General features: G+C 56.0%; 13 protein-coding genes and 1 pseudogene. 10 read left to right on the forward strand and 4 right to left on the reverse strand.

Going from position 1 to position 22,583, the window contains the following annotated elements:
* The 6 genes and pseudogenes from PSV38_RS08025 to PSV38_RS08040 all read left to right on the forward strand — a co-directional run.
* The coding region (locus tag PSV38_RS08025; protein WP_300546415.1) for a Mu transposase C-terminal domain-containing protein at window positions 1–997 on the forward strand (997 nt) is incomplete at its 5' end.
* Window positions 994–1,956 carry a TniB family NTP-binding protein gene (locus PSV38_RS08030; protein ID WP_300546416.1) on the forward strand — a complete coding sequence of 321 codons (963 nt, stop codon included), beginning with the start codon at window positions 994–996 and terminating at the stop codon, window positions 1,954–1,956. The genes PSV38_RS08025 and PSV38_RS08030, both read left to right, overlap by 4 nt.
* Entirely contained in the window at window positions 1,949–2,962 is a 1,014-nt protein-coding gene (locus tag PSV38_RS20435) for a TniQ family protein (RefSeq protein ID WP_366526650.1), read from the forward strand. The genes PSV38_RS08030 and PSV38_RS20435 overlap by 8 nt, the downstream gene beginning before the upstream one ends.
* Window positions 2,934–3,320: pseudogene (locus PSV38_RS20440) on the forward strand (TniQ family protein); the annotation flags it as partial. The gene PSV38_RS20435 and the pseudogene PSV38_RS20440, both read left to right, overlap by 29 nt.
* 87 nt (window positions 3,321–3,407) lie before the next feature.
* Complete coding sequence (locus tag PSV38_RS08035) at window positions 3,408–4,766, forward strand: helix-turn-helix domain-containing protein (protein WP_300546417.1); 1,359 nt, start codon at window positions 3,408–3,410, stop codon at window positions 4,764–4,766.
* 76 nt (window positions 4,767–4,842) lie between these two features.
* Window positions 4,843–6,585, forward strand: coding sequence for a hypothetical protein (locus PSV38_RS08040; RefSeq protein ID WP_300546418.1), 1,743 nt, complete (start codon window positions 4,843–4,845; stop codon window positions 6,583–6,585).
* A 104-nt stretch (window positions 6,586–6,689) separates the two neighbouring features.
* Here PSV38_RS08040 and PSV38_RS08045 read toward each other — a convergent pair whose 3' ends face one another.
* Window positions 6,690–9,245, reverse strand: a complete 2,556-nt coding sequence (locus PSV38_RS08045) for a S8 family peptidase (protein ID WP_300546419.1) — start codon at window positions 9,243–9,245, stop codon at window positions 6,690–6,692.
* 72 nt (window positions 9,246–9,317) lie between these two features.
* Window positions 9,318–10,304 carry an ATP-binding protein gene (locus PSV38_RS08050; protein WP_300546420.1) on the reverse strand — a complete coding sequence of 329 codons (987 nt, stop codon included), beginning with the start codon at window positions 10,302–10,304 and terminating at the stop codon, window positions 9,318–9,320.
* 486 nt (window positions 10,305–10,790) lie between these two features.
* Here PSV38_RS08050 and PSV38_RS08055 point away from each other — a divergent pair, with 486 nt between their 5' ends.
* From PSV38_RS08055 to PSV38_RS08070, 4 genes are all read left to right on the forward strand, one after another.
* The gene (locus tag PSV38_RS08055) at window positions 10,791–15,134 is read left to right on the forward strand and encodes an ATP-binding protein (protein ID WP_300546421.1); all 4,344 of its coding nucleotides are present in this window, start codon (window positions 10,791–10,793) and stop codon (window positions 15,132–15,134) included.
* A 189-nt stretch (window positions 15,135–15,323) separates the two neighbouring features.
* Window positions 15,324–15,626: a restriction endonuclease subunit S gene (locus tag PSV38_RS08060; protein WP_300546422.1), complete on the forward strand. Its 303-nt coding sequence runs from the start codon at window positions 15,324–15,326 to the stop codon at window positions 15,624–15,626.
* Complete coding sequence (locus PSV38_RS08065) at window positions 15,623–16,633, forward strand: virulence RhuM family protein (protein ID WP_300546423.1); 1,011 nt, start codon at window positions 15,623–15,625, stop codon at window positions 16,631–16,633. The genes PSV38_RS08060 and PSV38_RS08065 overlap by 4 nt, the downstream gene beginning before the upstream one ends.
* Window positions 16,630–17,628: a UPF0149 family protein gene (locus PSV38_RS08070; RefSeq protein ID WP_300546424.1), complete on the forward strand. Its 999-nt coding sequence runs from the start codon at window positions 16,630–16,632 to the stop codon at window positions 17,626–17,628. The genes PSV38_RS08065 and PSV38_RS08070 overlap by 4 nt, the downstream gene beginning before the upstream one ends.
* Window positions 17,629–17,694: 66 nt before the next feature.
* Here the strand turns inward: PSV38_RS08070 and PSV38_RS08075 are convergent, their stop codons facing one another.
* Together PSV38_RS08075 and PSV38_RS08080 are read right to left on the reverse strand one after the other, a co-directional pair.
* Window positions 17,695–18,915 carry a hypothetical protein gene (locus tag PSV38_RS08075; protein ID WP_300546425.1) on the reverse strand — a complete coding sequence of 407 codons (1,221 nt, stop codon included), beginning with the start codon at window positions 18,913–18,915 and terminating at the stop codon, window positions 17,695–17,697.
* 27 nt (window positions 18,916–18,942) lie between these two features.
* Complete coding sequence (locus PSV38_RS08080; RefSeq protein ID WP_300546426.1) at window positions 18,943–22,581, reverse strand: ATP-binding protein; 3,639 nt, start codon at window positions 22,579–22,581, stop codon at window positions 18,943–18,945.
* Window positions 22,582–22,583 lie beyond the last annotated feature (2 nt).

The following is a 22,583-nucleotide window of genomic DNA, read 5'->3' on the forward strand; positions in this document are numbered from 1 at the left end:
TTCTGGGGAGCAGCCTCGCGCAAGGGAAGAACGCCGCAGGCTTACCGCTTACGTTCCAGAAGCACTCATCGTTGACAACGGCCTTGAGTTCCTTGGAACAACGTTGGAAAGCATCGCGATGGACCTGCGCATCAGAATTGAGTTTTGCCCTGCGCGGCAACCGCGCTTCAAAGGGGTGGTCGAGCGCTTTCTCAAGACAATCAATCATCACTTTGCGCACCAACTTCCTGGTACCAGCTTTGCGAGGTTCTATCAGCGTGGTGACTACGACCCAGAAAAACACGCCCTGTTGACGCTTGCAGAGTTCAAACAAATATTTGAGAAATGGATTCTTGACGTCTATGCGCAAAGGATCCATCGAGGGATTGGAACCACGCCGATGCAGCGGTGGAAAGAGGGCGTCAAGCTGCATGAACCTGAGTTGCCGGCCAACCGAGATTTACTGCTTCGCCGCATCGGCCAAATCACAGAGCGCAAGCTTCGGGCCGATGGGATAGAACTCAACGGGCTTCGATATAGCGGCGACGAGCTCAGTCCCATCTTGCGAGCTTATGGGGCGGGTGTCTGTGTGCGTGTTGCATTCGATCCAGAGGACTTGGGCGAGATACAGGTGTGGGGACCAGATGATGAAGATCCAGTCTCTGTACGCGCGCTCAAATATGAGTTTGCCAAAGGTTTGACCGCTAGGCAAAACGCCTTGATAAGGGAGCTGGCGCGTGAGAGCAGCAAGGGGATCTGCAATGAAGCTGCAGTCCAGCGGGCGCGCGAAGAACTTGTCGAAGCGGTTGAAAAACTAGCGAATAGCCGCGCGCAGAAAGCTCGTCAGCGATCTGGAGCGATCCGCGGCGTGAGCAGTACCAAGCCAGATGCCCAGCTGAGCAAGAAAGACGATGCAAAGCAGAGTCGTCACCGTCCAGATCAGAAGGTCGTGGATGTGAAAGTCCAGCCTCCCCAGATTATTCTGCCCTTCAAAATGGGTAAGGAGCCCAAGAAATGAGCGTGGCTGCAACTGAACAGCTGCGGGCATTCGAAGAGCAATACATACCCTTTCCACCCTTTGTCGCAGCGAAGGAAGCCATCGAGTCCAACCTCAACTTGTTTCGCGAATCAGGACTTGCACGGCACATGCTTGTTCTGGGCGAGGCAGGGACTGGCAAGAGCAGCTTATGCCGATGGCTCCTTGCTCAGCACCCGGTTGCGCATCTGCCTGAGCGAGATCACATCAGCGTATTGGTTGTCACCATCCCTCCGGCCGCGACAGTCGGTGGCAATGCAGAGAGCATCTTGCGGTCGCTGGGGGATCCTGATTGGGGGAGAGGCACGATCACCAATAAGACAGCTCGCATCGTTACCTTGATAAAGGGTTGCGGCGTTGAGTTGATCTTGTTTGATGAGGCACAACACCTGCAGGATCGGGGTGATGTCCGCATGCACTACATGGTGGCCGACTGGTTCAAGCATCTGATCGACGAAATTAGCATCCCTACAGTCATGCTGGGGCTGCCTCGGCTTGAGCAGTTGTTGCAAACCAATGAGCAACTGCGTCGCCGCTTCTCTCGACGAATCAAATTGGCACTTGGCCAAAGCGACACCGACAGCGTGGAGACCGAGTGCCTTCAGCTATTCCTGTCACTGGCGTCTTTGATTCATACACCTGTGACGGCCAGTCCATATGCTCCTCAGGAAATGGGTATGCGTCTTTACTATGCCAGTGATGGTCGCGTGGCCTATATCAAGAAGCTGTTGTTTGCGGCCATGCAGCTATCAATGGAGCTTGACTACGAAACCATTGATACGGAGGTACTCGAACGCGCTTTCCGCGAAGAGATCTGGGTTCATGCAGAAGGTAAGTTGAATCCATTTCATCAAGATTTCGAGTTCCGTCGCCTTGATCGCGGTGGTGAGCCATTTCAACTATCAGATACGTTGGGTCACGGAAGGACGCGCCGTGGGTAAGTGGAAGAGTTTTCACGAATACGCAATCCGACCTGAACCAGTGGTTGGCGAGAGTTTGTACGGGTACTGCTGGAGGTTCTATACCACCAATGGTCACCAGCTTCCGCCACACATCAGGGCGGCTTGCATTGCTGTGCGACGTGGGCAACATTCAGATTTTTCAAGCCAGGCTTTCAAGTACTTGTTCGGGATGGACCGCATAGCTGGTTTGCTTAGCTCTGAGCGAAACGCCTTTGAATTGATCAGACGATTTGGAGTGTCAAAATGGTTTCATTGGTGGAACCGAGGTCGCTTCTGCAGTCGATGCGTTGAAGAGATGGACGTCCATCTATTGCGCTTTGATCTGCCGCACATTAATGCATGCCCTAGCCATGAAATCGAATTGATTTCGCAATGCTCGAACTGCACGGCAACACTCAGTTGGGGCACCTTAGCTAAAGATTGGCGCTGCCAGTGTGGGATGCCGATTGCGGCAATGCGCACAAGCACAGCCGTCGAGGCAAAGCTTCAGTTGTGCCAATGGCTATTGAACGGACGGGGCCCCAGAGAACTTGATTTGAACAAGTTGGGGCCTACAAAGGGCTTGCTTGCTCGCTATAGAAGCCTATGGCTAGCGGGGTTGCTGCGACAGACATTGCTATCGGAGCGACCGGTACGCATGGTCGATGAATGGCTACTGGGACCGATATCGACCAGCGTGTGGGACCCCACCAAGTGGGACCGGCGGATCGCCAGCCAATCGGTACACATGATTGGTGCCCGTGCTGAAAGATATCGGCGTCGGTTGTCTCGACGCATTGATGAGAAGTGCGGAAAGATTGTGCGGTCTAGCATGAGCTTGTCAACTACTTACCAATTGGCTTTGAACAGCAGTCCTGATACGCGCCTGATTGAAGAGCAGCCGGACTCCAGCGCTACCTTGCTGCTTGCCATTCACGAGCTGTTGGATATGCGTTTGACGTTGGAATGGCCTGACGATGAGCGAAACGAGCGTCCCACCGCCTAAACCACATCTCTTTCCGTTGAGACCGAGACCGGTTTGTGGAGAGTCCACCAGGGGCTACTTGATCAGGGTTGCCCAATCCAATGGCTATACAACCCTGAGGTCCTTCTACGCGAGCCTGGCTTCAGCAGACGCGGCGCCATTTTCTTTGTTGTGCGATCGATTGCTTCTCACAAACAAGGAACGCCGTTGGCTGTTTGGCCCACTCTCCAAGGGTTGGGGCTATACAGCTGTTCCGCATGGACTTGCCGTTGTTGATTTCAACCAAAGCCGATGTCGATGGTGCTCGCGGTGTTTGAGGGAGAAGGCAATCATGCAAGGGGCTTGGGAACTGAAGTTGTCATGCGTCTGCACCACACATCGAGCATGGCTACAAGATGCATGCTCCCTTTGCGGAGAATCACGAACATGGACAGGCACGTCGATGCTTCGGTGTCAATGCGGGGCCATGATTCAGTCATTGGAGATCGAGCATGCAAGCGATTCCATTTGCCTACTTACCGCGGCGCTTCAAGGAGGCCATCAGGTTGCGGCGCAAGGCCGTCCATGGCTTCATCTGAGTGTGGCAATGCTCCACAGAGCGGTTCACTACCTTGGCTCCTTCACTGTTGGCGCTAGACCAACCAGGCCAGGCCAAATCGCACACCTGCATCTGATGTCGGTGGCCAGGCCATTGATCCAGGGAGCTGCGGCTTTCTTCGAAGAATGGCCGAAAGGCTTTCATTCGGTCCTGCGTGATCTTCATGGATCAGCAAAGGTAAGCCTGAGCGTTCGTCAGACCTTTTCGCCTCTGTACAGGGTGATCTATGAAGATCTTGCTGATGATTGCTATCAGTTCATTCGAGACGCCTTTGAAGACTACCTTCATGATGCCTGGCAAGGCACGCTGAGTAAGCGCAATGGGCTGCTTCGAAAAAGTACGGTTGAAATGCACCCTCGGATTACGATTCCACAGGCGGCATCGGCGATTGGAGTAAATCAGGGCGTTGCTCGGCAACTGGCGAGGCGCCAACAAGCATTTGTGACTGTCCAAATGTCGTCTGGACGGCAAGCTCACACTTTGCACGTCGATGCGGTTGTTAAATTGAAGGCGTTGGCAGATGGCGTGATGACATTGGAAGAGGCTTCCCAAGATCTCGCATTGCCAGAGCGAAGACTCCGGGAATTGATTGCGGCGGATGTCATCGCGCCTGCTGTATCTCGATCAACGCAGAAAAAGCGTGCGGCCTGGTTGATTCCTAAGAAGGAGGTTGAACGCCTTTATGTCGTGAGCGGCCTTCCAAGCGGCCCCGCGTGCACCACCGTTCATGACCTATTGAAGTATGGCTGCCTGCGGTCAGGCGAGAGCGTTGAGCTTGTGCGGGCTGTGTTGTTCGGCGTGCTGAAGGTGCATGGCCCATCAAAGACAGAGGTACCCATAGGCATGGCGAGTGTGGGTAAGCAAGATGCCAAAAATTGGCTGAGTTCCTGCCGGGCGACGAAAGACGATGCCCTCACCGTAGATCAAGCGGCGAAAAAGTTGGGGCTTAAACAGGAGGTGGCCTATAGCTTGGTGAAGGCTGGGTTGCTGCAAGCTCGGAAAGAGGTGCGCATCGGATGGAGAGTGCCCCTTGCTAGTGTTGGCCAATTCCAAAATGACTTTGTAGCTCTTGCCGCGCTGGCAAAAGCTTGGGGGCGCTCGCCAAAGGCTTTGCTTGTTGAAATGGCTGCCAAGCCGGTTAGTGGTCCGACGGTGGATGGATGTCGGCAGTATTTTTTCCGGCGTATTGATGTTTTCGGCAACGATCTTGAACTCAAACGTGAGTGACTAATATCCAATCGGGGGGTCAAACATCAAGCTTGTTTATGACAAGCTGGTCGCAATAACTTTGGGAAGGAACTTTATGCTTGCAAGGCTGCCTGATGAAATTTTATTCGATCCAGCCAGGTTGAAAGTTCTATTGCATTTCATTCGTTCACCCTACACCTCGCAAAGCTGCGAGTTGGTTGAGGCGCACCTATCAAATCAAGCATCGGAGGTCTACCGCAGGATTGGTGTCGTATGGGAAACGCTTAAGGGAGGGAAGCATCTAGGCTCGCTTGTTGGTCTTGTGAAAGACGTACTAGAACCAGTAACAGGTTTGTTCAATGCCGCCCATCCATCATTGTTGCTAGAGCAATCAGCATTGCTGTTCCAGCAGCATGTGATTTTGCTTGAAGAGCTGGTTCGCGATGCGCTGCATGAATCAACAGAAAGCACTGGCTCCGTAAGAGCGCTAACTAACAAGGAGGCGGTCATTGCTGTGCGCTGCCTCGCTGTGCATGATGCGATCTTCCTGTGCTTGACCGGGCTGTACTCGGTGAAATCATCGCGGAAGGAACTGTCATTTCGGCTAACCAATGAGGGGCATGCAGCGATGACTCAAAGACTCTGGGCGACAAGCTTGGAGAGCAATAGCTTGGTGTCGTTGCACCTCTCGCTTAAGCAAGTTGTTGATGAGCTTGGGTCTAGTTCCCGGCATGGCGAGAGCATCATCGAGAAAATTCCTGGACGCCTATGGCACTTGCTTGAAGCACTGTTCCTGGACAAGTTTTTTTTCATTGGGCATCGGGCCGTGGTGCCGCCCGAACTGTCTGGGGCTGTTCGGAAAGCCCGCGCACTCTGCCGATGGTTCGTTGCGCTAGAAATTGTGCGAATTGCCAATGAGCATGTATTGCGCAACTCAGAAGAGTGTTTTTTGCGTATCGGCCTTGACGAGGAGATCCTGCGCGAGATTATTGATAGGCAGCAGAAGAGTCGCCCCCAAGATAAAAGCGTTGTTATCAACTCTGACGGGGATATCTTGATGGGAAATGTAGCCTTGTCTCACGCGATGAACATGGCTAGTGACGTTGCTTTGAGCAGTGACGATTCCAGGCGATTGGGGGAATGGTTTGAGGAGGTCTACATGCTCGACTACATCAGATCAACGGCTTCTGAAGACTACGTTGTGGCAAGTGGATTTAAACGTCCGGCAGAGAATGGCGCACCTAAGCTCGATTGTGATTTGATTATTTTTGATAAAGCGAGAGGCAAGTTTTTCTTTGTACAGTCTAAATACAAGCGAGAAAGCCGATTCGCAACCATTGGAGATGAACTGCGCGCGCTGACTCACAAGAACAGCCCGTTGACCTCAGGTGTAGCGCAGATTGCAGCTTTGCGAGATAGGCTGGGGGAGCAATCTGTCTTGGACCAAGTCAGGGGAAAATTTCCAAAGATGGGCCTCACAGAAGAAAGGCTTCGGCGAGATGGGCACTATGTCGTTGTGCATACGATGCCCGCTTTGAACTGCATTGAGCGCAACGGTGTTTTGCTGTATGAGTGGGCTGTCTTTAGAAATTTGCTGCAGCGTGGTGTCGCTACCAAGTGGCATGTGAATGACTCCGTCGCCAGTCCTGAACGTCATGTCGCGAAGGACATCCTTCCGTTGGAAGATGTCAATGCAATTCTTAATCACTACATAGCTGCAACGCACATTCCCAAAACGCAAATTGATGCGGAGTTCGCGTCCTATGCCAACTCGGGTATGGGATTCACTCTTCCTGTAAGGCAAAGACGTTTGTTATGGGGATCGCGTGATATGAAGTTCAGCATGCCATTGCTGTGAATGCATTGAGGGCACCGTTGGATGGGCACCCGTGCGGGTGCCCATCTTCAAAGCTACCTTGCTTCAGAAGTATGAGTGACCTATTCGCTGCATGTCTTACGTAATCAGGTGCTAACAGGAATCGGGATACCGATTAGGTTTGCTATAGGCGTGTACAGATCGACATCAACGTCTTCCAGTATTTCTAGAGTGACTACCAAGGAATACCGGACTGTGACGGATTGCCTCTGACTTTCTTTCCAGTCTTTCCACCAACCGCCGACCGGGAAGATCGCAATGTGGGACTTGGCCGCTAGCTGCGCTGCGTTGCCAATCCACACATCGGAATGAACGGATCCGCGTGCTCGCAATTGCGAGCCTAGAAACCAATGCTCCCTATCCGGGTCACTCATTGACTCCTGTTCGTCTGGCTCCAGTTCTTCTCGTTCAAGCTTGTTAATTCTTTGCCGAAAGCGATCTTCCGTTTCAATAGATCCTTTAACGGCAAACCTCAAGCCGTGTGATTGATAGCGAAACTTGCTTTGCCAACCTCGATGACTTGGGTTGGGTTCAACAAAATACGATAGCGTGACTCGCAGGGCAACTGATGCACCACCGGCCTCTAACAGCTGTGTTTGTGGCCATGGAAGCTCATGCATGTTCAATTCTTTGAGCTTGATGCTGCCATCTTCCTTTGTGTAAGGGGCAATCGTTTCTTGCAATACAAGCGTCGGTTGCTGGCGTGTGGAGTTCAATGAACTTTCTAATTCAACGCGACCATAGCCATACCGCCTTAGCAATGCCTCTTTGTGCGCTTTGAGGGGTACAAGCGGAAGGTGTGCACGCATTTGCGGCGTAAAGCGAGCGCCGTGGATCACCAAGGCTCGAACCGTCTCTGGCCAGTAATCTGGATAGCGTGCCTGTAAATGACCACAGACGCGGGCCACTTCAGCGGCCGCTGCACTGGTATCACCGGTTTCGGCTAGCAGCGTTTTGGTGATGTCGTGTGAAGTGGTGAGCAGGCGAAGGCTCTCCGGTCCAACTGTGACGGACGCGGCCATTCTGCTATCGAGAGAGCCGTTGCCGCCTTCAGCCACGACGTCCGGCTTGAAGGGCCAAGTTCGCCTCCATAGAAGCGAGGTTGTCGATGCTGGAGATAAAAGTCCCGTCCTTCCAATCGCGGCCAGTGACGGCCATTTGGCTTGGTCGATGGTGATCATGCTGGTGCATGCCCCGACAGTAAGCGCGTTCCAAGCTTGCCCGGGATTCTCCACAGGCGACAGATCATTTTGCGCAGGGTAGTTTGTCCAATGCTGCCATGGGACATTGCCGGCCGCGAGGATTACGAGCCGCCTTGTCAACAATTGCTCGTGTTGCTCGGGTAAGGATGCGCCATGAAAGTAACTCGTGGCGGCGTTCAGGCCAAATGCTAAGCCGTCAATGGCTGCTGACCACTCAGTTGGTAAGCCTGCTGTCGCCCCTATTGATGTGGTCATCATCGCGAACGTGCGTCGACGATCAGGTTGGATTTCTTCAACCTTACTGACCGCTTGAGTCGTGACCCATCCATAGAGATGTGCGGCATTTTGTCCCGTCGGAGGAAGAATTTTTACTGACTCAAGACGGTGCGGAATTAAGTTCAAGGCGCTCGAGGCCAGTGGGCTAGTCAGGTCACCATGTGATGCCAGGCCAGCCATCTCTGTCCCATGCCCTGCGTGATCCGTTGATCCCCAATGGTCTTCGACAGCATGCAAGTCAGCTTGATCTAAAAGCGAGGCTAACAAAGGGTGGCCTTGGTTGACGCCAGTATCCAAAAGGGTGATATAGGCCGCATCTTCCGCAGGAGCATACGTTGACCGAGCGTGAAGATCCTGAATCCATTCAGCCTGCTCATGAGGCCTGAGGTTGGAGAGATAGAACTCTGCAGTCGGAGCAACTCCGCGAATTTCAGCAACCAAGTCCAATAGTTCTAGGGCCTGTTCCAAAGATGCTCGTGTACTACGTGCTGCAACAACTATTCTTCCGGGAAAGCTGACATACCCTTGTTCTATCTCGATGCCAAACCGCGTTGCCGATTCGGCGAAGGCGTCTCGCAAAGCACGAGGTGTTCCGGTGCTAAATCGCAACCATATCTGAACCCACTCAAGCAGGTCTGCTTTTGGTGGTGCGATGACATCGTCTGTCCAAAGTTCATCAAACGCGGCTTTGCGAAATGACTCGATTGCATTCACCAACGCGGCATTTTTAGGTTTGTCTGGTTGCCCCGGTTTTCGTGCTTGGACGTCTTTGGTTAGGTAATCTCTTACTCGAGTCTCGAAGGCCGCTAGGCTACCTTCAGGAACGTGGAGCGCGACAATCTCGGTACCCCCTGCGTCGGCAACGCTCAGTACCTCAATGCCATCTCTTTTCCATTCCAGCTGTTTGGAATAGTCAATTGCTCCTGGTGGGGAGACTTCAATTGCGATGGTCATCCCGCTGCTTGCGGGAAGTTGAAGTTCTGCTCGGCGCTTGGCGAGGCTCTGCGCCTCGGCCGTCAAATTAGCGAGTTGGGTTAAGAGTTTTTGCCCATGTGTTTGGCGCTCCCTTTGTGGCGGCGGAGACTTTCTAACTGACAGCGTCGATTTGAAGTCTTGGCTTTCCTTGTACCCGGCGACGAGCAAGTGGTCGAGAGGTTCTGTCATCCCTGTGGCCAATCTGTTTTTGATTTTGCCACTCTAGCCTAAGAATGTTGCTTCTGGTAACTTCTCGTCGTATTAGATGAGTTGGAGCTGGCTAGATGATCGCTCTTTCAAATGCGCTATTACGCTTTGCGCATTGACGTGATCTTCATGTTCAAGCACCGCATCTTTCATGGCGTCTTCACAGGCCCGGACAATGTCTGAATGTGAAAGCCCGCGTCCGTGCTGCGCAAGTTGAGGGTAATCGAGTGATGGCTGAGCAAGTAGCGCCAGGCTATTGCGAAGTAGGACTTCGATTTGAGCATCGTCTGGCGTGCTATAGCGTATGACGTCATCAAAACGTCGAAACAAGGCTGTGTCGAGCGAGGTGCCGTGGTTCGTTGCTGCCACGATAAGGCTGTCGGAAGTGTCCTGCTCAATGAGTTGCAGAAACATGTTCAGGGTGCGCCGCATCTCAGCGACATCATGCTGACTACCTCGCTGCAGTCCTAAGGAATCGAATTCGTCAAATAGGTAAACGCCGCGTGTCGCTTTCAATGCATCGAACACCAGGCGAAGTTTTGATGAGCTTTCGCCCATGAACTTTGTGATCAGGCTATCGAAGCGTGCGACAAAGAGAGGTAGTCGAAGCTCAGTTGCCAATACGCTGGCCGTAAGCGTTTTACCTGTCCCTGGTGGACCTACCAATAAAAGCTTGCGACGGGGCATAAGGCCATGGCCACTCAGCCGCTCATGTTGACGTTGTTCTCGTAAGACCCTTGCCAATTTTTGCTCTACCTCCGCAGAGAGAACCATTTGGCTTAAGTGTTGCTGAGGGTACTGCGCAGTCAATAGCTCGGCCAACTCTCCGCGTGGCTGTGCCAATGGCAACGCTCTCGCCTTTGACCTCGGCGATGAAGGCGCGCGTGCAGACTCAATGAGATCGCGTAGCTCCGCAGCAAGCTTGACGTGCCCGCGCTGAGCTTCCTCGGCCGCCACCTGTAGTGCTACCGAAATGAACTGCGCTTCTTCGTTGCCCGCATAGGCACGAAGAAGAGCTTTGACTTGGTCTGCGCGTGCCATTCACTCTCCTTTGCAATGCATGTTAGGCCATCGTTCGCTGCATTGCTTTGTGTGCTATTGTCGCATTTATGTGCTGTTATAGCAATTAATGGACCCAAAAACGTTTCCCACATCGCAAGGTCAATTGATTAAGACCGCTCGGGGTTTACTGAATCAGAAGCAGTTCGCTGCAGTGCTGAAGGTTGACCGCTCCTGCTTGTCTCGCTATGAGAATGAACAGCTTGGTGCTCCCACATCTGTACTGAATCATTGCTTGCGTGCTGTTGCAGCCAGCTTGGCAGGAGGTGAGGAAGCGATATCTCCAGTGCAACGAGCGTTGGAGCATGTGCGTGAGGCCGTCAGCGAACTTGAGTCGGCAACTCAAGGCGGCATTGAGAAAAGAAAGCCACGTGTGAGTCGCTGACAAAGGCGAAGCAAGATGAGTAGATTGCGCACAGCACGGGCTATGGCTCAACGGCAATTCATTGATGGCATATGAGTCACACAATGGTACGCATTCACCGCAGCTTTCACGACCTCAAAGAAGGGGTTGAGGATGCAGCCGAGCAGGCTGCCATCTTTGCCCAGATGGGGATAAAGAGCGAGACGGGATGGAGCGACTTGCTGCAGTCACCCCGTGTGCTCGTCGTTTCAGAAGCCGGTGCAGGAAAGACGTATGAGTGTCGAGCTGAGCGCGATGAGCGCTGGGCCGCTGGCGAGCCGGCTTTTTTCTTTGAGTTGGCAGAACTGTCTTGCAATGATCCATGCGATTTGTTGGATCCTGAGGAGCTTCGACGGTTCGACGCCTGGCGTGTGTCTCAGTCGGATGTAGCCATCGTATTTTTGGACTCAATCGATGAACTGAAGCTGACGCTAGGCAATCTTGAAAACGCACTCAAACGTCTTAAACGGGCTGTTGATGGCCATCTCGGCCGCCTTAAGGTGGTTATCACTTCGCGTCCAATCCCAATTGAGCGAGCGCTGTTGGAACGGCTGCTTCCGGTCCCCGATTTCAGTGTTGCTGAAGCCAGCGAACAAGCTTTTGCTGACCTTGCCATGCATCGCTCAAAAGCTGAAGACAAAGATAGGCCAGTTGATTGGCGTTGCGTGGCACTCATGCCGCTATCAAACGAGCAGATACGAGCATTTGCTGAACTGGAGGGGGTAACCGACGCAGATGCAATGCTTGAGGACATCCGAAAGCGCAACGCTGAGGAATTTGCAAGGCGCCCTCAAGATTTGATTGAGCTGTGTGCTGATTGGCGAGATCACCACCGCATTCGAACTCACCGAGAGCAAGTTGCGCACAACATCAGCGTCAAGTTGAAGCCCAGATCAAATGGCAGAGAGGTGGCGCACCTGACAAACGAACAGGCATTGGAAGGCGCCAGTCGTTTGGCGTTCGCGATGTTACTGACGCGAAAGCTCACGATTCGCCACAGCGCAGAAGCCGATAGGGGTGGTGCACCAGGTACGGCCAGCGACCCTGCTGTGATCTTGACTGGCTGGTCAGGCCCTGATCAAAAGACTTTGCTTGAACGGGCCCTTTTTGGCTTTGCTGGATATGGACGAGTTCGCTTCCATCACAGGTCAGTCGTTGAATACTTGGCCGCGCATCGCTTTTCTGAACTGTTAGACCGAGGCATGTCTGTAAAGGCAGTCAAACGCATGCTGTTTGCTGAGTCTCCGTATGGGGACAGGGTTGTGCGGCCATCCATGCGTCCTGTTGCCGCATGGCTGTCCATCAGCCGACCTGAGATTTACGCCGAAGTCTGTGAGCGCGAACCCGAGGTGCTGCTCAATCATGGAGACCCAGAATCGCTAACGATTGAAATGCGTGCCAGCGCGCTAAGGGCGTATGTCGGACGTTACGGTGAAGGACATTGGCGCGGCATGCATGTGCCACGCTTGCAAGTGCATCGATTTGCAGCTCCGGAACTCGGGCCTGAGGTGCTGCGGCTCTGGAACAAGGGAATCAGCAGTCCAGAAGTCAGGGAGCTATTGCTGGAAATCATTGCAGCCGCCGCGATGCCAGCGGGGGCTGACATCGCGTATGCCGTAGCGATGACACGGGATGCCGGTTCAAGCGAACGCATGGATGCAATTGATGTGCTCGTCACATTGGGTGATCCGCGGCTGGAAGAGATCACCTGCTCCATCGCGCAAGACCCGGTCATGTGGCCCAGCAAACTTGCGGAGTTGTTGATTCCGAAGCTCTTTCCTTCCTACCTTCCTGTTGATCGTTTGTGTCGTGTTCTTGGTCGCCTCAATCGATCGCCCAGAAGCGTTGACTATCTCGATCATTTTTGGTCGCCATTGATTGCGTCTGCCAAGGTCTCAAAAGAGTACTTGAGCGAACTACGCGAAGGCATGGTTGGCCTGGTTTGCGAAGAGTTGAAATGGCATTCCGAGTGGTGTCGGTTCACAAGTGAGCGGCAGGATCTGCTCCTATCACTTGCTTCCGTATGCCTTCGGCAGATCGCAGACGGCGAGATGACAGATGAACTCCTGTGGGCCTGCGTTCTTGTCCTCCGACTGGAGCGCCAAGAACGGCAACTTCGTGGTGATCAGGAGCGAATCAAGAAGCTAAGGGCGGCTTTGGCAGATGGCGTGCCCTGGCCTAGAGAAAAGGCGTTTTGGATGGACGATGCCTTTTGTCAACGCTTTCATCCAACGGATAAAGTGGAAGAGCGTTTCTACGAACTCAGTCAGCGCGGGCCCTTCTCATTCAATAGCGAAGCTGACAAAGCGTGGGTGTTGACGGCGTTAAGCGATGCGAAACGCCCTCAGGCGGAACGTGCGTTGATGCTTGAGGCTGCGCTGTATGGCGTGTGGGATGGCCAGGGCGATTGGCGCGATTACGCGGTAAAGCTCGCAGTCAAGGTTGCTGATGTTCCAGAGCTTGCTGCCGCTCTTGAAGAAAAGATACGACCTCGGCCCGTTGATCCCAAATGGGAAAAGATGAGAGAGCGTCACCGTAAGCAAGGGGAGGACGATAGACGTCGCGCGGCAAAGAACCATGCAAGTTGGATTCAATTTTGGAGAGAGGTCGCTAGTCAGCCTCAGATGGCGTTCAGCCCCGATAAGTCAGGAAATACCGCCTGGAGCTTGTGGCAAGTGATGAGTCGATCCGGTGAAGAGAGTCGCTCTTCGGGGTGGAGCAGGCGATTCATTGAAAAGTACTTCAGCAAAGACGTAGCGGACCACCTGCGTGTCGCCATGGGGCCAATGTGGAGGAGTGATCGACCAACTCTTCGATCAGAGAGAACCGAAGGTGAAAAAGATACCTATCTGATTCGATGGCAGCTTGGATTGGCTGCCATTGCGGCAGAGGCGGAGGACAAGAATTGGGCCCGCAAGTTGTCCCGGGACGAAGCGGAGTTGGCGGCTCGTTATGTGCCAATGGAGTTGAACGGTTTTCCCTCGTGGTTTGAAGCCCTTGTTCTGGCACATCCTGCCGCGGTTGATGCAGTGCTTGGCCCAGAACTGCTCGATGAATTGAAGCAGGTTGCTAAGACGCATGTCCATTGCATGTTTCTGCAGTGCATCAGGGACTCCTCAGAGGACATCAAAAGAATCTTCCTTCCAAGAATTCAGACTTGGCTTGAAAGCTTCACCCATGAAGTTCGAGAAGGCGAGGATGCGACTGCCGTTGCAGATCGATTGCGGCGGGTCGTAGACCTTTTGCTCAAAGCTGGGGATGCTGGCTGCAAGGCCAACATATTGGCCGACGCTAGACAACAGCTAGGCCATGACGTTAACTCCGCCTTTGCGTGGGTTTGGCTTCCGGTGCTGATACGGCTGAATCCTGATGAAGGGGTAGATCAGTTAGAAAAAGTGTTGAATGATTTGGGTCCACTTGAACAAGATCAAACACTCAAGTGGTTCAGCTTCTTGTTTGGAGATCGGTCTGATTGTGCTGATGGGGTCCGTGACGTTGAATTCACGCCAGCATTGCTCTTGAGGCTCGTTCGGCTTGCATATCGATACGTCCCCCCGTCTGGCGACGCTGTTCATGAGGGCTCCTTTACGCCTGGACTCCGAGATCATGCGGAGCGTGGACGAGGGGCGCTCGTTCATACACTTTTGAACGCTCGAGGTTCGGATGGATGGGCCGCAAAAATAGAGATGGCGAACGATCCAATGTTTAGCCACTTCCGCGACAGAGCTTTGCACCTCTCTATGGAGAAAGCTGCGGAGGAAGCGGAGTCTGCTGCAATGCAAGACAGTCAGGCTGTTGCCATAGATCGCTATCGAGAGTCTCCACCCGTCACTCGTGAAGAGGTGTTCCAGGTATTGAAAGACCGGCTTGATGACATCGACGAACTGCTGCTCAGAGACTACTCGCCAAGGGCAGCGTGGGCGCTGATTTTGGAAGAGAAGGTGATGCGCAGGGAGATTGCTCGCGAGCTTGCGCGTGCCGCCAATCATTCCTACATCGTGGATCAGGAAAGCGTGACCGCAGATGAGAAGGAAACGGATATTCGGCTGAGAGCGACGGCATCGGAGCAGCAGGCAGTCATTGAACTGAAGCTCGCTGACAAACGCTCGGGCAGAGACCTTCGAGACACCATAAGGGATCAACTGGTCAAAAAGTACATGGCATCAGAGCTGTGCCGGTCAGGCTGTTTACTCATCACTGTTGCGAGCGATGGTGGCTGGGACCATCCAGATAGCAAAGCTCGGTTGGACGTCGACGGGTTGAGAGCAATGCTGGAGGCCGAGAGGGCCCAGGTTGTTGCCGAACTGTCTGGCCTGCTTCCCCTTCACCTGGAGGTGCGGTTGCTGGACCTAAGGCCAAGGCTTTCTACCGAGAAATCGGTAGTTCGAGCTAAGTCTCCAGGTGCCTGAGCTTGGCCTTGACTGGACTGGTAAAAGTGGGCCAAGCACTTCTCAGCGCTACCGAATTCGTCGGACAATAGAGCCTGGTTTTCTGGCGCCTCCACTTTTTCACTAACTGAGACGCGGAAACAGGATCTTTTCACTTTTCATGTCATTGTTTGGGCACATTGATGACAAAGAATTTGAAAAAGTCGTTTGGTGATAGTCCCTAATTTTTCATTAATTTTGACATCCCACATGACGTATTACCTGCTCCAGGAGATGAAACCCATTTTCGAAAGGATCGCCACGGGTAGCACCATCAAGACCATCGGGCTTCCGTTTTTCAAGGAATTGCGCATTGCAATCCCAACGCTGCCGGAACAACAACGAATCGCCGACTGCCTCACCTCACTCGACAGCCTGATCACCGCCGCCACTCAAGAACTCGGCACCCTAAAGACCCACAAGAAGGGCCTGATGCAGCAGTTGTTCCCGTTGGCAGATGCCGTGGCGGCATGAACGATCTGATTCTCTACACCACCGAAGACGGTCGCAGCCAGATCAAGCTGCGGGCGGAGCAAGAGACCGCCTGGCTGACCCAGCTTGAAATTGCCGAGCTGTTCGACGCCAGCAAGCAGAACATCTCGCTGCACCTGAAGAACATCTTCCAGGATGGGGAGTTGGACCCGGTGGCAACTGTCAAGGAATCCTTGACAGTTCAAACCGAGGGCGCCCGTCAGGTGCAGCGCCCTGTCACGCTCTACAACCTCGACGCCATCCTGGCTGTGGGCTACCGGGTGCGCTCGCCGCGTGGCGTGCAATTCCGCCGCTGGGCGTCCACCGCGCTCAAGGAGTACCTGCTCAAGGGCTTTGTGATGGACGATGAGCGGTTGAAGAACCCGGACGGCCGCCCGGACTACTTCGACGAGATGCTGGCCCGCATCCGGGACATACGGGCCTCGGAAAAGCGCTTCTACCAAAAGGTGCGCGACCTGTTTGCGCTGAGCAGTGACTACGACAAGACCGACCAAACCACGCAGACCTTCTTTGCCACGGTGCAAAACCTGCTGCTGTACGCCGTGACGCAGAAGACCGCAGCCGAACTCATCACGGCGCGGGCCAACCCCGCGGACCCACACTTTGGCCTGCTGCACTGGAAGGGCGCCCAGGTGCGCAAGCAGGACATCGTGGTCGCTAAAAACTACCTGACCGCGGATGAGATCGACACGCTGAACCGGCTGGTCGTCATCTTTCTGGAAACGGCAGAATTGCGCACCAAGAGCCGCCAGGAGATTCGCATGAGCTTCTGGCGCCAGAACGTGGACCAGATCATCAGCAGCAATGGCTTCCCGGTGCTCGCCCACGCGGGCACGATCAGCCATGCTCAGATGGAAAGCTGCACCCAGGCGCTTTACGAGGGCTTTGACCAGCGTCGCAAAGCCCACGAGGCCATGCAAGCAGACACGCAAGACGATGCCGAACTGAAAGCGCTAGAAGCCACCCTGAAGAACCGGCCCAAGCCATGACCGACGACGACATCCAACTCATCCACTCGCCGCTAACGCAGGCCTACAGCGCCGACGGGCACACCCTGCAAATTCAGATTTACCGCAGCGAAGGCGCCCCATGGATATTGGAGATTGAAGACGAGCTGGGTACCTCCACGGTGTGGGACGCGCCGTTTGAATCAGACGAGGCTGCCCTGGTGGCGGCCTTTGAAGCCATTCAAGCCGAAGGCGTTCACAGCTTTTTGACCGATGCCCCGCAAGCCGCGCAAGCGCCAGGGCAACGGCACCCCCATGCGATGGGCCCAAGTGACGATCCGATGGCGCCACTGACCGAAGCCGAGCTGGCCGAGCTTGACCAATTCCTGCTGCACGACGTGGCCGATGAGGGCATGACGCTGGCCATGCTGGATGGCTACCTGCACGCCCTGGCGATCGGCCCAATCACCGCGCAGCCAAGTCAATGGCTGCCCAAAGTGTGGGGACAAGACAGTGGGATGGCACCGCCTGTGGATGACATGGCGCAACTCAATCAGGTGTTGGGCTGGGTCATGCGGCATTTCAACAGCATCGTGTCAGGGTTCGAGGAGCAGCCCCCTGTGCTGGTTCCGCTTTGGGACCTGTTTGAGTTTGATGAAGGCCCCTTTGAAGATGCAGAGGTCTGGGCCCATGGATTCACTGAAGGCGTGAACCTCAACCGCGCGGCTTGGCAAACCTTGCTGGACGACCCGCAAGGCCAGCGCTGGTACCGGCCCATTGGCCTGTTGGGTGAAACCGATTTTTCGCCAGAGCAGCATGAGTTGACCAGGACCCCAGCGCAGCGACAGGCGCTGGCCGAGGAAATCGAAAACAGTTTGCTGAACATTCATGCCTTCTGGCTGCCCTTGCGGCAGGCCGTCTACGAGCGGCAACACGCCCAACGTGTGAGCACCAAGGTCGGCCGCAACGAACCCTGCCCCTGTGGAAGCGGCAAAAAATTCAAGAAATGCTGCGGCGCGCCTTCAGAACTGCACTGACACCCAAACGACCCCCATGCCAATGGCCACGGGTTGCTTGGGTGTTGAAGGCCATGTGTTGAAAAATTACACGACATTCGACATATACAGGTCGCGATTGAAGCAGAAGCCGCTCCACAACTCTTGATCGACGCATGCATTCGTGCTTCTCAGGGCAGGCAGCAAGATGTTGTCGGTGAAATGACAACCTGTGTGGCCAGGATCGATCTGGCCTTGTTTGTTGGCTTCATTCGGCGAATGTCCATGACCGGCGATCAATTGGTCCAACAGACCCTGGTAGCCAGGAATCCATGCCTGGCAGTCAGGAAAAATATGGCGAAGTTGCGCCAGGATCAGCAATCCAGCGAAATCCAGATCTCCGAAGAAGGCGCTGCCAGCATCGTGAATGGCTGCGGGGTTGGAAAGCCCCTCATACAACCACAGCTCGAAAACCTCACGCTGTGCGGCCGACACGGACCCTCGCCAGTACAGCGAGGAACCATCGCGTTGTCGCAACCGCTTGGCGGTACCTTTGAAGCCGGATGCGAACACCAAAGCAGCCTGGTTCCAGGCCGGTTGGCGCATCTGAGCCATGCGTTCGAAACTGACCAGGTTCTCGATGAAGATCACCTCGTTGAACCAGCCTGTCTCGGCACGTGCCGACAAGGGAAGGTCAATCAATGTCTGCACAGGTGCTTCCATGAATTGATTTGGCGCAGCGCCCAGCAGCTTGAGCAGTTCTTCGCGGGCATCCAGCACTTTGCTGTGGCCACGGAAGTGCAAGGCCGACAGCTCTCGCAAGTACAGCCTTTGGCCAGCAGCACATGCTCGGGCAAGCTCGTTGAGCGCGCGCGCGCATTCGTTGGCTGAGCGATGTTCGAACCAGGGCAAAGGGTTGCGCAGAAGGTAGTGCAGCAAGCAAGTGGCATCGGGCACTTCCAGCACGCCGGGGGCGCGCAGGGCTTCCACCAGCAATCGGCTCCAGCGAGGTGGCGTTGGCGCAAAGCCAGACCATTCAGCCAGTGTCGGCCCGTTCAGCAGAACCAGCGTGGGTTGCCGGTCAGCCCAGGTTTGGAATGGCTGCGCCTTGCGCATCTGCAAGCGCACCCAGGTGGTCTCGCACAGCTCGTCGATCAACAAGGCCAAGTGCGCAAGTTCATCGGGGCTGCTGGCCCGCATCAGTTCAGGCAGGATCCTGTCGTCGTCCAACCGGAGCGTGGTGACCCTGTCGCCCTCACTGCGCGCTGCCTTGCCCAGCAAGGCGTGAGCCAGGCGGATCAAGATGGCGTGAGGCTGGGGTTGACTCATGTCGCGTCCTGAGTGCCTGGTCGGCCATCAAATGACGGGGACGGTGCATTGGCCAGCTCGAACGCGGTACGTGCCTTGGCGCGGGCGGCCTGGGCGTGCTCCGACCAGAGGTGGCTTGAAGTCCTTTTCCTGCACCTCGCTGATGTAGACCGTCTGGCCATCGGCTTCGGCCTCCAGCTTGGAGAAGGTGTACTCCTTGCCAAACTCTGGCTTGATGGCTCCGGATTTCGACGTGGGCATGGCCACGATGAGCTGCAGCCCCATGTTCTCTGAGAGGAACTGGAGGACGGCGCGCGAGCGGGTTTCGTCCATCTTGGAGAAGGCCTCGTCAGACAGCATCACGCGCAAGGCGGGTGCATCGGCGGGGCGGCCGAAATGTCCCAGCGCATGCGCCAGTACCGCTGCACGGATCACGTAGAACGGCGTCTCCAGCTCGCCCCCCGAGCCCGTGCCCCAGGTGGACATGGGCGTGCGGTGCCCACCCACGATGCGGTGGATGTCATAGCGGCGGTAGTTGCGGTAGTCGGCCAGCTCTTTGAGCGCGCGTTCGGCGGCGATCTGATCCTGCGACAGCAACAGGCGCTTGATCTCTTGCGCGGTGGCGCGGTGCTCGGCAGACAGCTGGGGGGCGTCGAAGATGGCGATCTTCTCTTTTTCGAGTTGATCGACCACGCCGTCCAGCGCTTCGAAGAAGTCGTAGTAGGCCTTGAAGCGGGGCACCCAGTCTTGCACCACGTCGTAGGAATCCACCCCAAACTGGATGGACTTGAGTTCACTGCTGAGCTTGCGCAAGGTGACGGAGCCGTCCTTCACATCGCGGCGCACGGTGAAACAGAAGTCGCTGGTGAAGACGTGATTGAAATTGCCTTCTGCCTTTTCCAGCCGCGCAACGTTGTCGGCCAGGCCGATGCTGTCTTGGCGGCGGATCTGATCGCGGGCCGACTGCTGCGCGGCGGACGCCGTTTGCAAGATGGTCTCCATCTGGTCGAGGTTGCGCGGGGGTTCTGTCCAGCCGAAGCGCTCCTCGTCGGTGCGGGCGCCGGCCAGGTAGGTGGCGATGTGGTTGCGCAGGGCTTTGAGGCGGTCCGGCAGATTCTCGCCGACATTGCTGATGCGGCCGTACAGGGCGTGGGTGCTGGTTTCGCCGGCCTCGCACAGGCTTTGCGCTTCGTCTTGCAGTTGCACTTCGGTCGCGACCTCGCCGGCCACCGCGGCGAAGCGGCTGATCCACACCTGCGCATTGGTGACCTGGATGGCGAGATCCGGCAAGCGTGCTTCAAGCTCCACAAGGCGCTTGTGAAGGTGTTTCAGTTCATCGTTCTGTACGCCGACGGCTTGCTGCTCCTGGTCCCATTGCGTGGCGATGTCATTGAGCCGATCCTGCAAGCCAGTGCGCCGCTGTTCCAGGCCATCGATGCTTGAGGTGTCCAGTCGGGCAAGGTCTTGTTGCACATCGGTATGGCGTAGGCGGGTGTCGAGCGCATCGGTGAGCACCCGGGCCAGTGAGGCGGCACCGACTTGGGTGAACCATCCGCGGACCTTCAGCAGATCCGCGGCCATCGCCTTGAGTGCTTGCAACTCGGGCACCAAGTCATCAAGGCGCCGATTGACCCAGGCCAGGCGGCGCTGTCGGCTTTCGGTGCCGAAGATCAGGTCATCGTCAGTGGCCAGGCAGGCGAACATGCCATAGGACCGGCTGCCCAGACCCTGTTGCATCAAGCCTTGCGGTGTCCGGCGCAATTCAGCTTCCGTTTCGACCTTGCGCACGCGGCCGTACAGCGCCTTGAGGTAGGCGTTGGCGACCTGGTGTTCGCACACCACCTCGCGCAGGATGCTGTGGGCTTGCAGGCCCACGTCCCGCGTGTCTTCCATGGCCCTGCTGCCTTGCACGATCTTGGGCGAACGCTGTTTGAAGCGGCGCTTGATCAGCTTGATGGCGTCTTCTTCGTGGGCAGGCTCAACGATGATCGCGAAGCGGTCTTTGCCCATGTAGCCTTCGATGGCCGCCTGCCAGGGGGTGCCTGGCTTGGGTTCGACCAGTGCTGCCAGGATGCGTGGACGGCAAGCGGGCAGCTCGTCCTCAAGCAGGGTCATGGCCTGGCGCACGTCGGGCGGTGTGGGCGGTTGGCCGCGCAGCAGTAGAGTCTGCTCGACGCGCAAGGCGGTCTGCTCGTCCTGGAGCCTGAGCTGGTCGCCATGCAACTGACTGCCAGCGGCGATCAGGGCAGCCGTGACAGATTGATCGCCCCCGATCAGGGCGGCTTCCAGCGCCTTCAAGGCCAAGTCCAGCGGCTCCAGCTCGAACGCGGCCAGGTCGTCGTTCAGTTTGGCATCGCTCAGCAAGGGCTGCCGGGCAGGTTGCCACTGCTTGGTGGCTTGTCGGGCGATCGGCCCAAGGTACGCCACGGCGGTGTGGAGGTCAGGCAGGTTCGCAACGTCCAGCGCCAACAGTTGGTTCACATGACCCAGCACCCTGTCCATCTGGACGGCGGCCTCTTGCACATGCCGCCATTCCTTGTAGAACTGCTGCGCATATTGCGAGGCGCTGATGTCCAGGCGCTGCTTTTCCTGCGCAACCTTGCTTTGCGCCAGCTCGCCCTGCACAAGCGCAAGCTCGTCGTTGGTGAGTTGGCGCTCGTTGTCGATGCGGTTCAGGCGGTCTTGCGAATCAGCCGATTGTTTGATCAAGCGCTGCTGGCGTGTCTCGACGGTTTGCCGTTCCGCATCGCACTCGCTTTGCAAGCGAAGGGCGTGGGCGTTGAGCGTCACCACATGGCGGCGCAGCAGCTGGATGACATCGTCTGCGGCATCGTCCACCAACTGCAATCGGTCGATGTTGAGTTTGAGGCGCTCGGCATCGGCCTTGAGTCGGGCGATCTCCTGCATGAGCTGGCGCATCTTGGCCACCTCTTGCGAGAAGTCCCTCTCGTCCAGGATCTCGTCGCGCACCAAATCGTTGACGTTGCCGATCTCGCGGTAGGCCATGGCCTTGACCACGGAGCGGGCGCAACGTGTGGCATCGGCCTCGGGCACGAACCGCTTGCCCAGCAGGTGCCCGTAGAGGTGCTGGAGGTACTGGTCCTTGCCTTCGTGGCGCGAGAGCTGGTCGGGCGTCAGGCCCAGGCGTGCCTGGAGCTGGGCGTAGACCTCTTTCAGGCCCAGTGCACGTGGACGTTGGGGCGGGGCGGCATCGGTGACATCCCCGGCCTTGCTGGGCATCGTCACCAGGTGAGGCAAGGACAAGCCTGCACGGACCAGGAAGAAAACGGGCTTGCCGCCATCGGCGCGGCCATTGTCAACATGGGCTTCCACGCCCAGCAAGGCGGTGAAGCCTTGAGCCTCTTCGCCCGCCGAGGGCTCGAACACCAAGGCCAGGTAGCAGGTGGCCCGCTGGCGCAGGAAGACATCGCTGCCGCACTGGCCCAGGGCATAGGCGTGGAGGGTGCGGGGCTCTTTGCCGCCACGGCGGCTTTGCGTGGATTCGTTCTGGCCCGCGTTGAAGTGGAACACGCCTTGGCGCGCGGCGGTGAGCACGGCCTGTATGGCATCGAGCAGCGTGGACTTGCCCGAGCCGGATTCGCCCGTGAGCAAGGTGGCGTCCGCCAGTGGCCAATCGCGTGAATCGATGGTGCCCCAGTTGACGGTGACGAGACGGGCGATGCGCATTT

The sequence above is a fragment of the Aquabacterium sp. genome (genome assembly GCF_029946005.1).
Lineage (GTDB): Bacteria > Pseudomonadota > Gammaproteobacteria > Burkholderiales > Burkholderiaceae_C > Aquabacterium.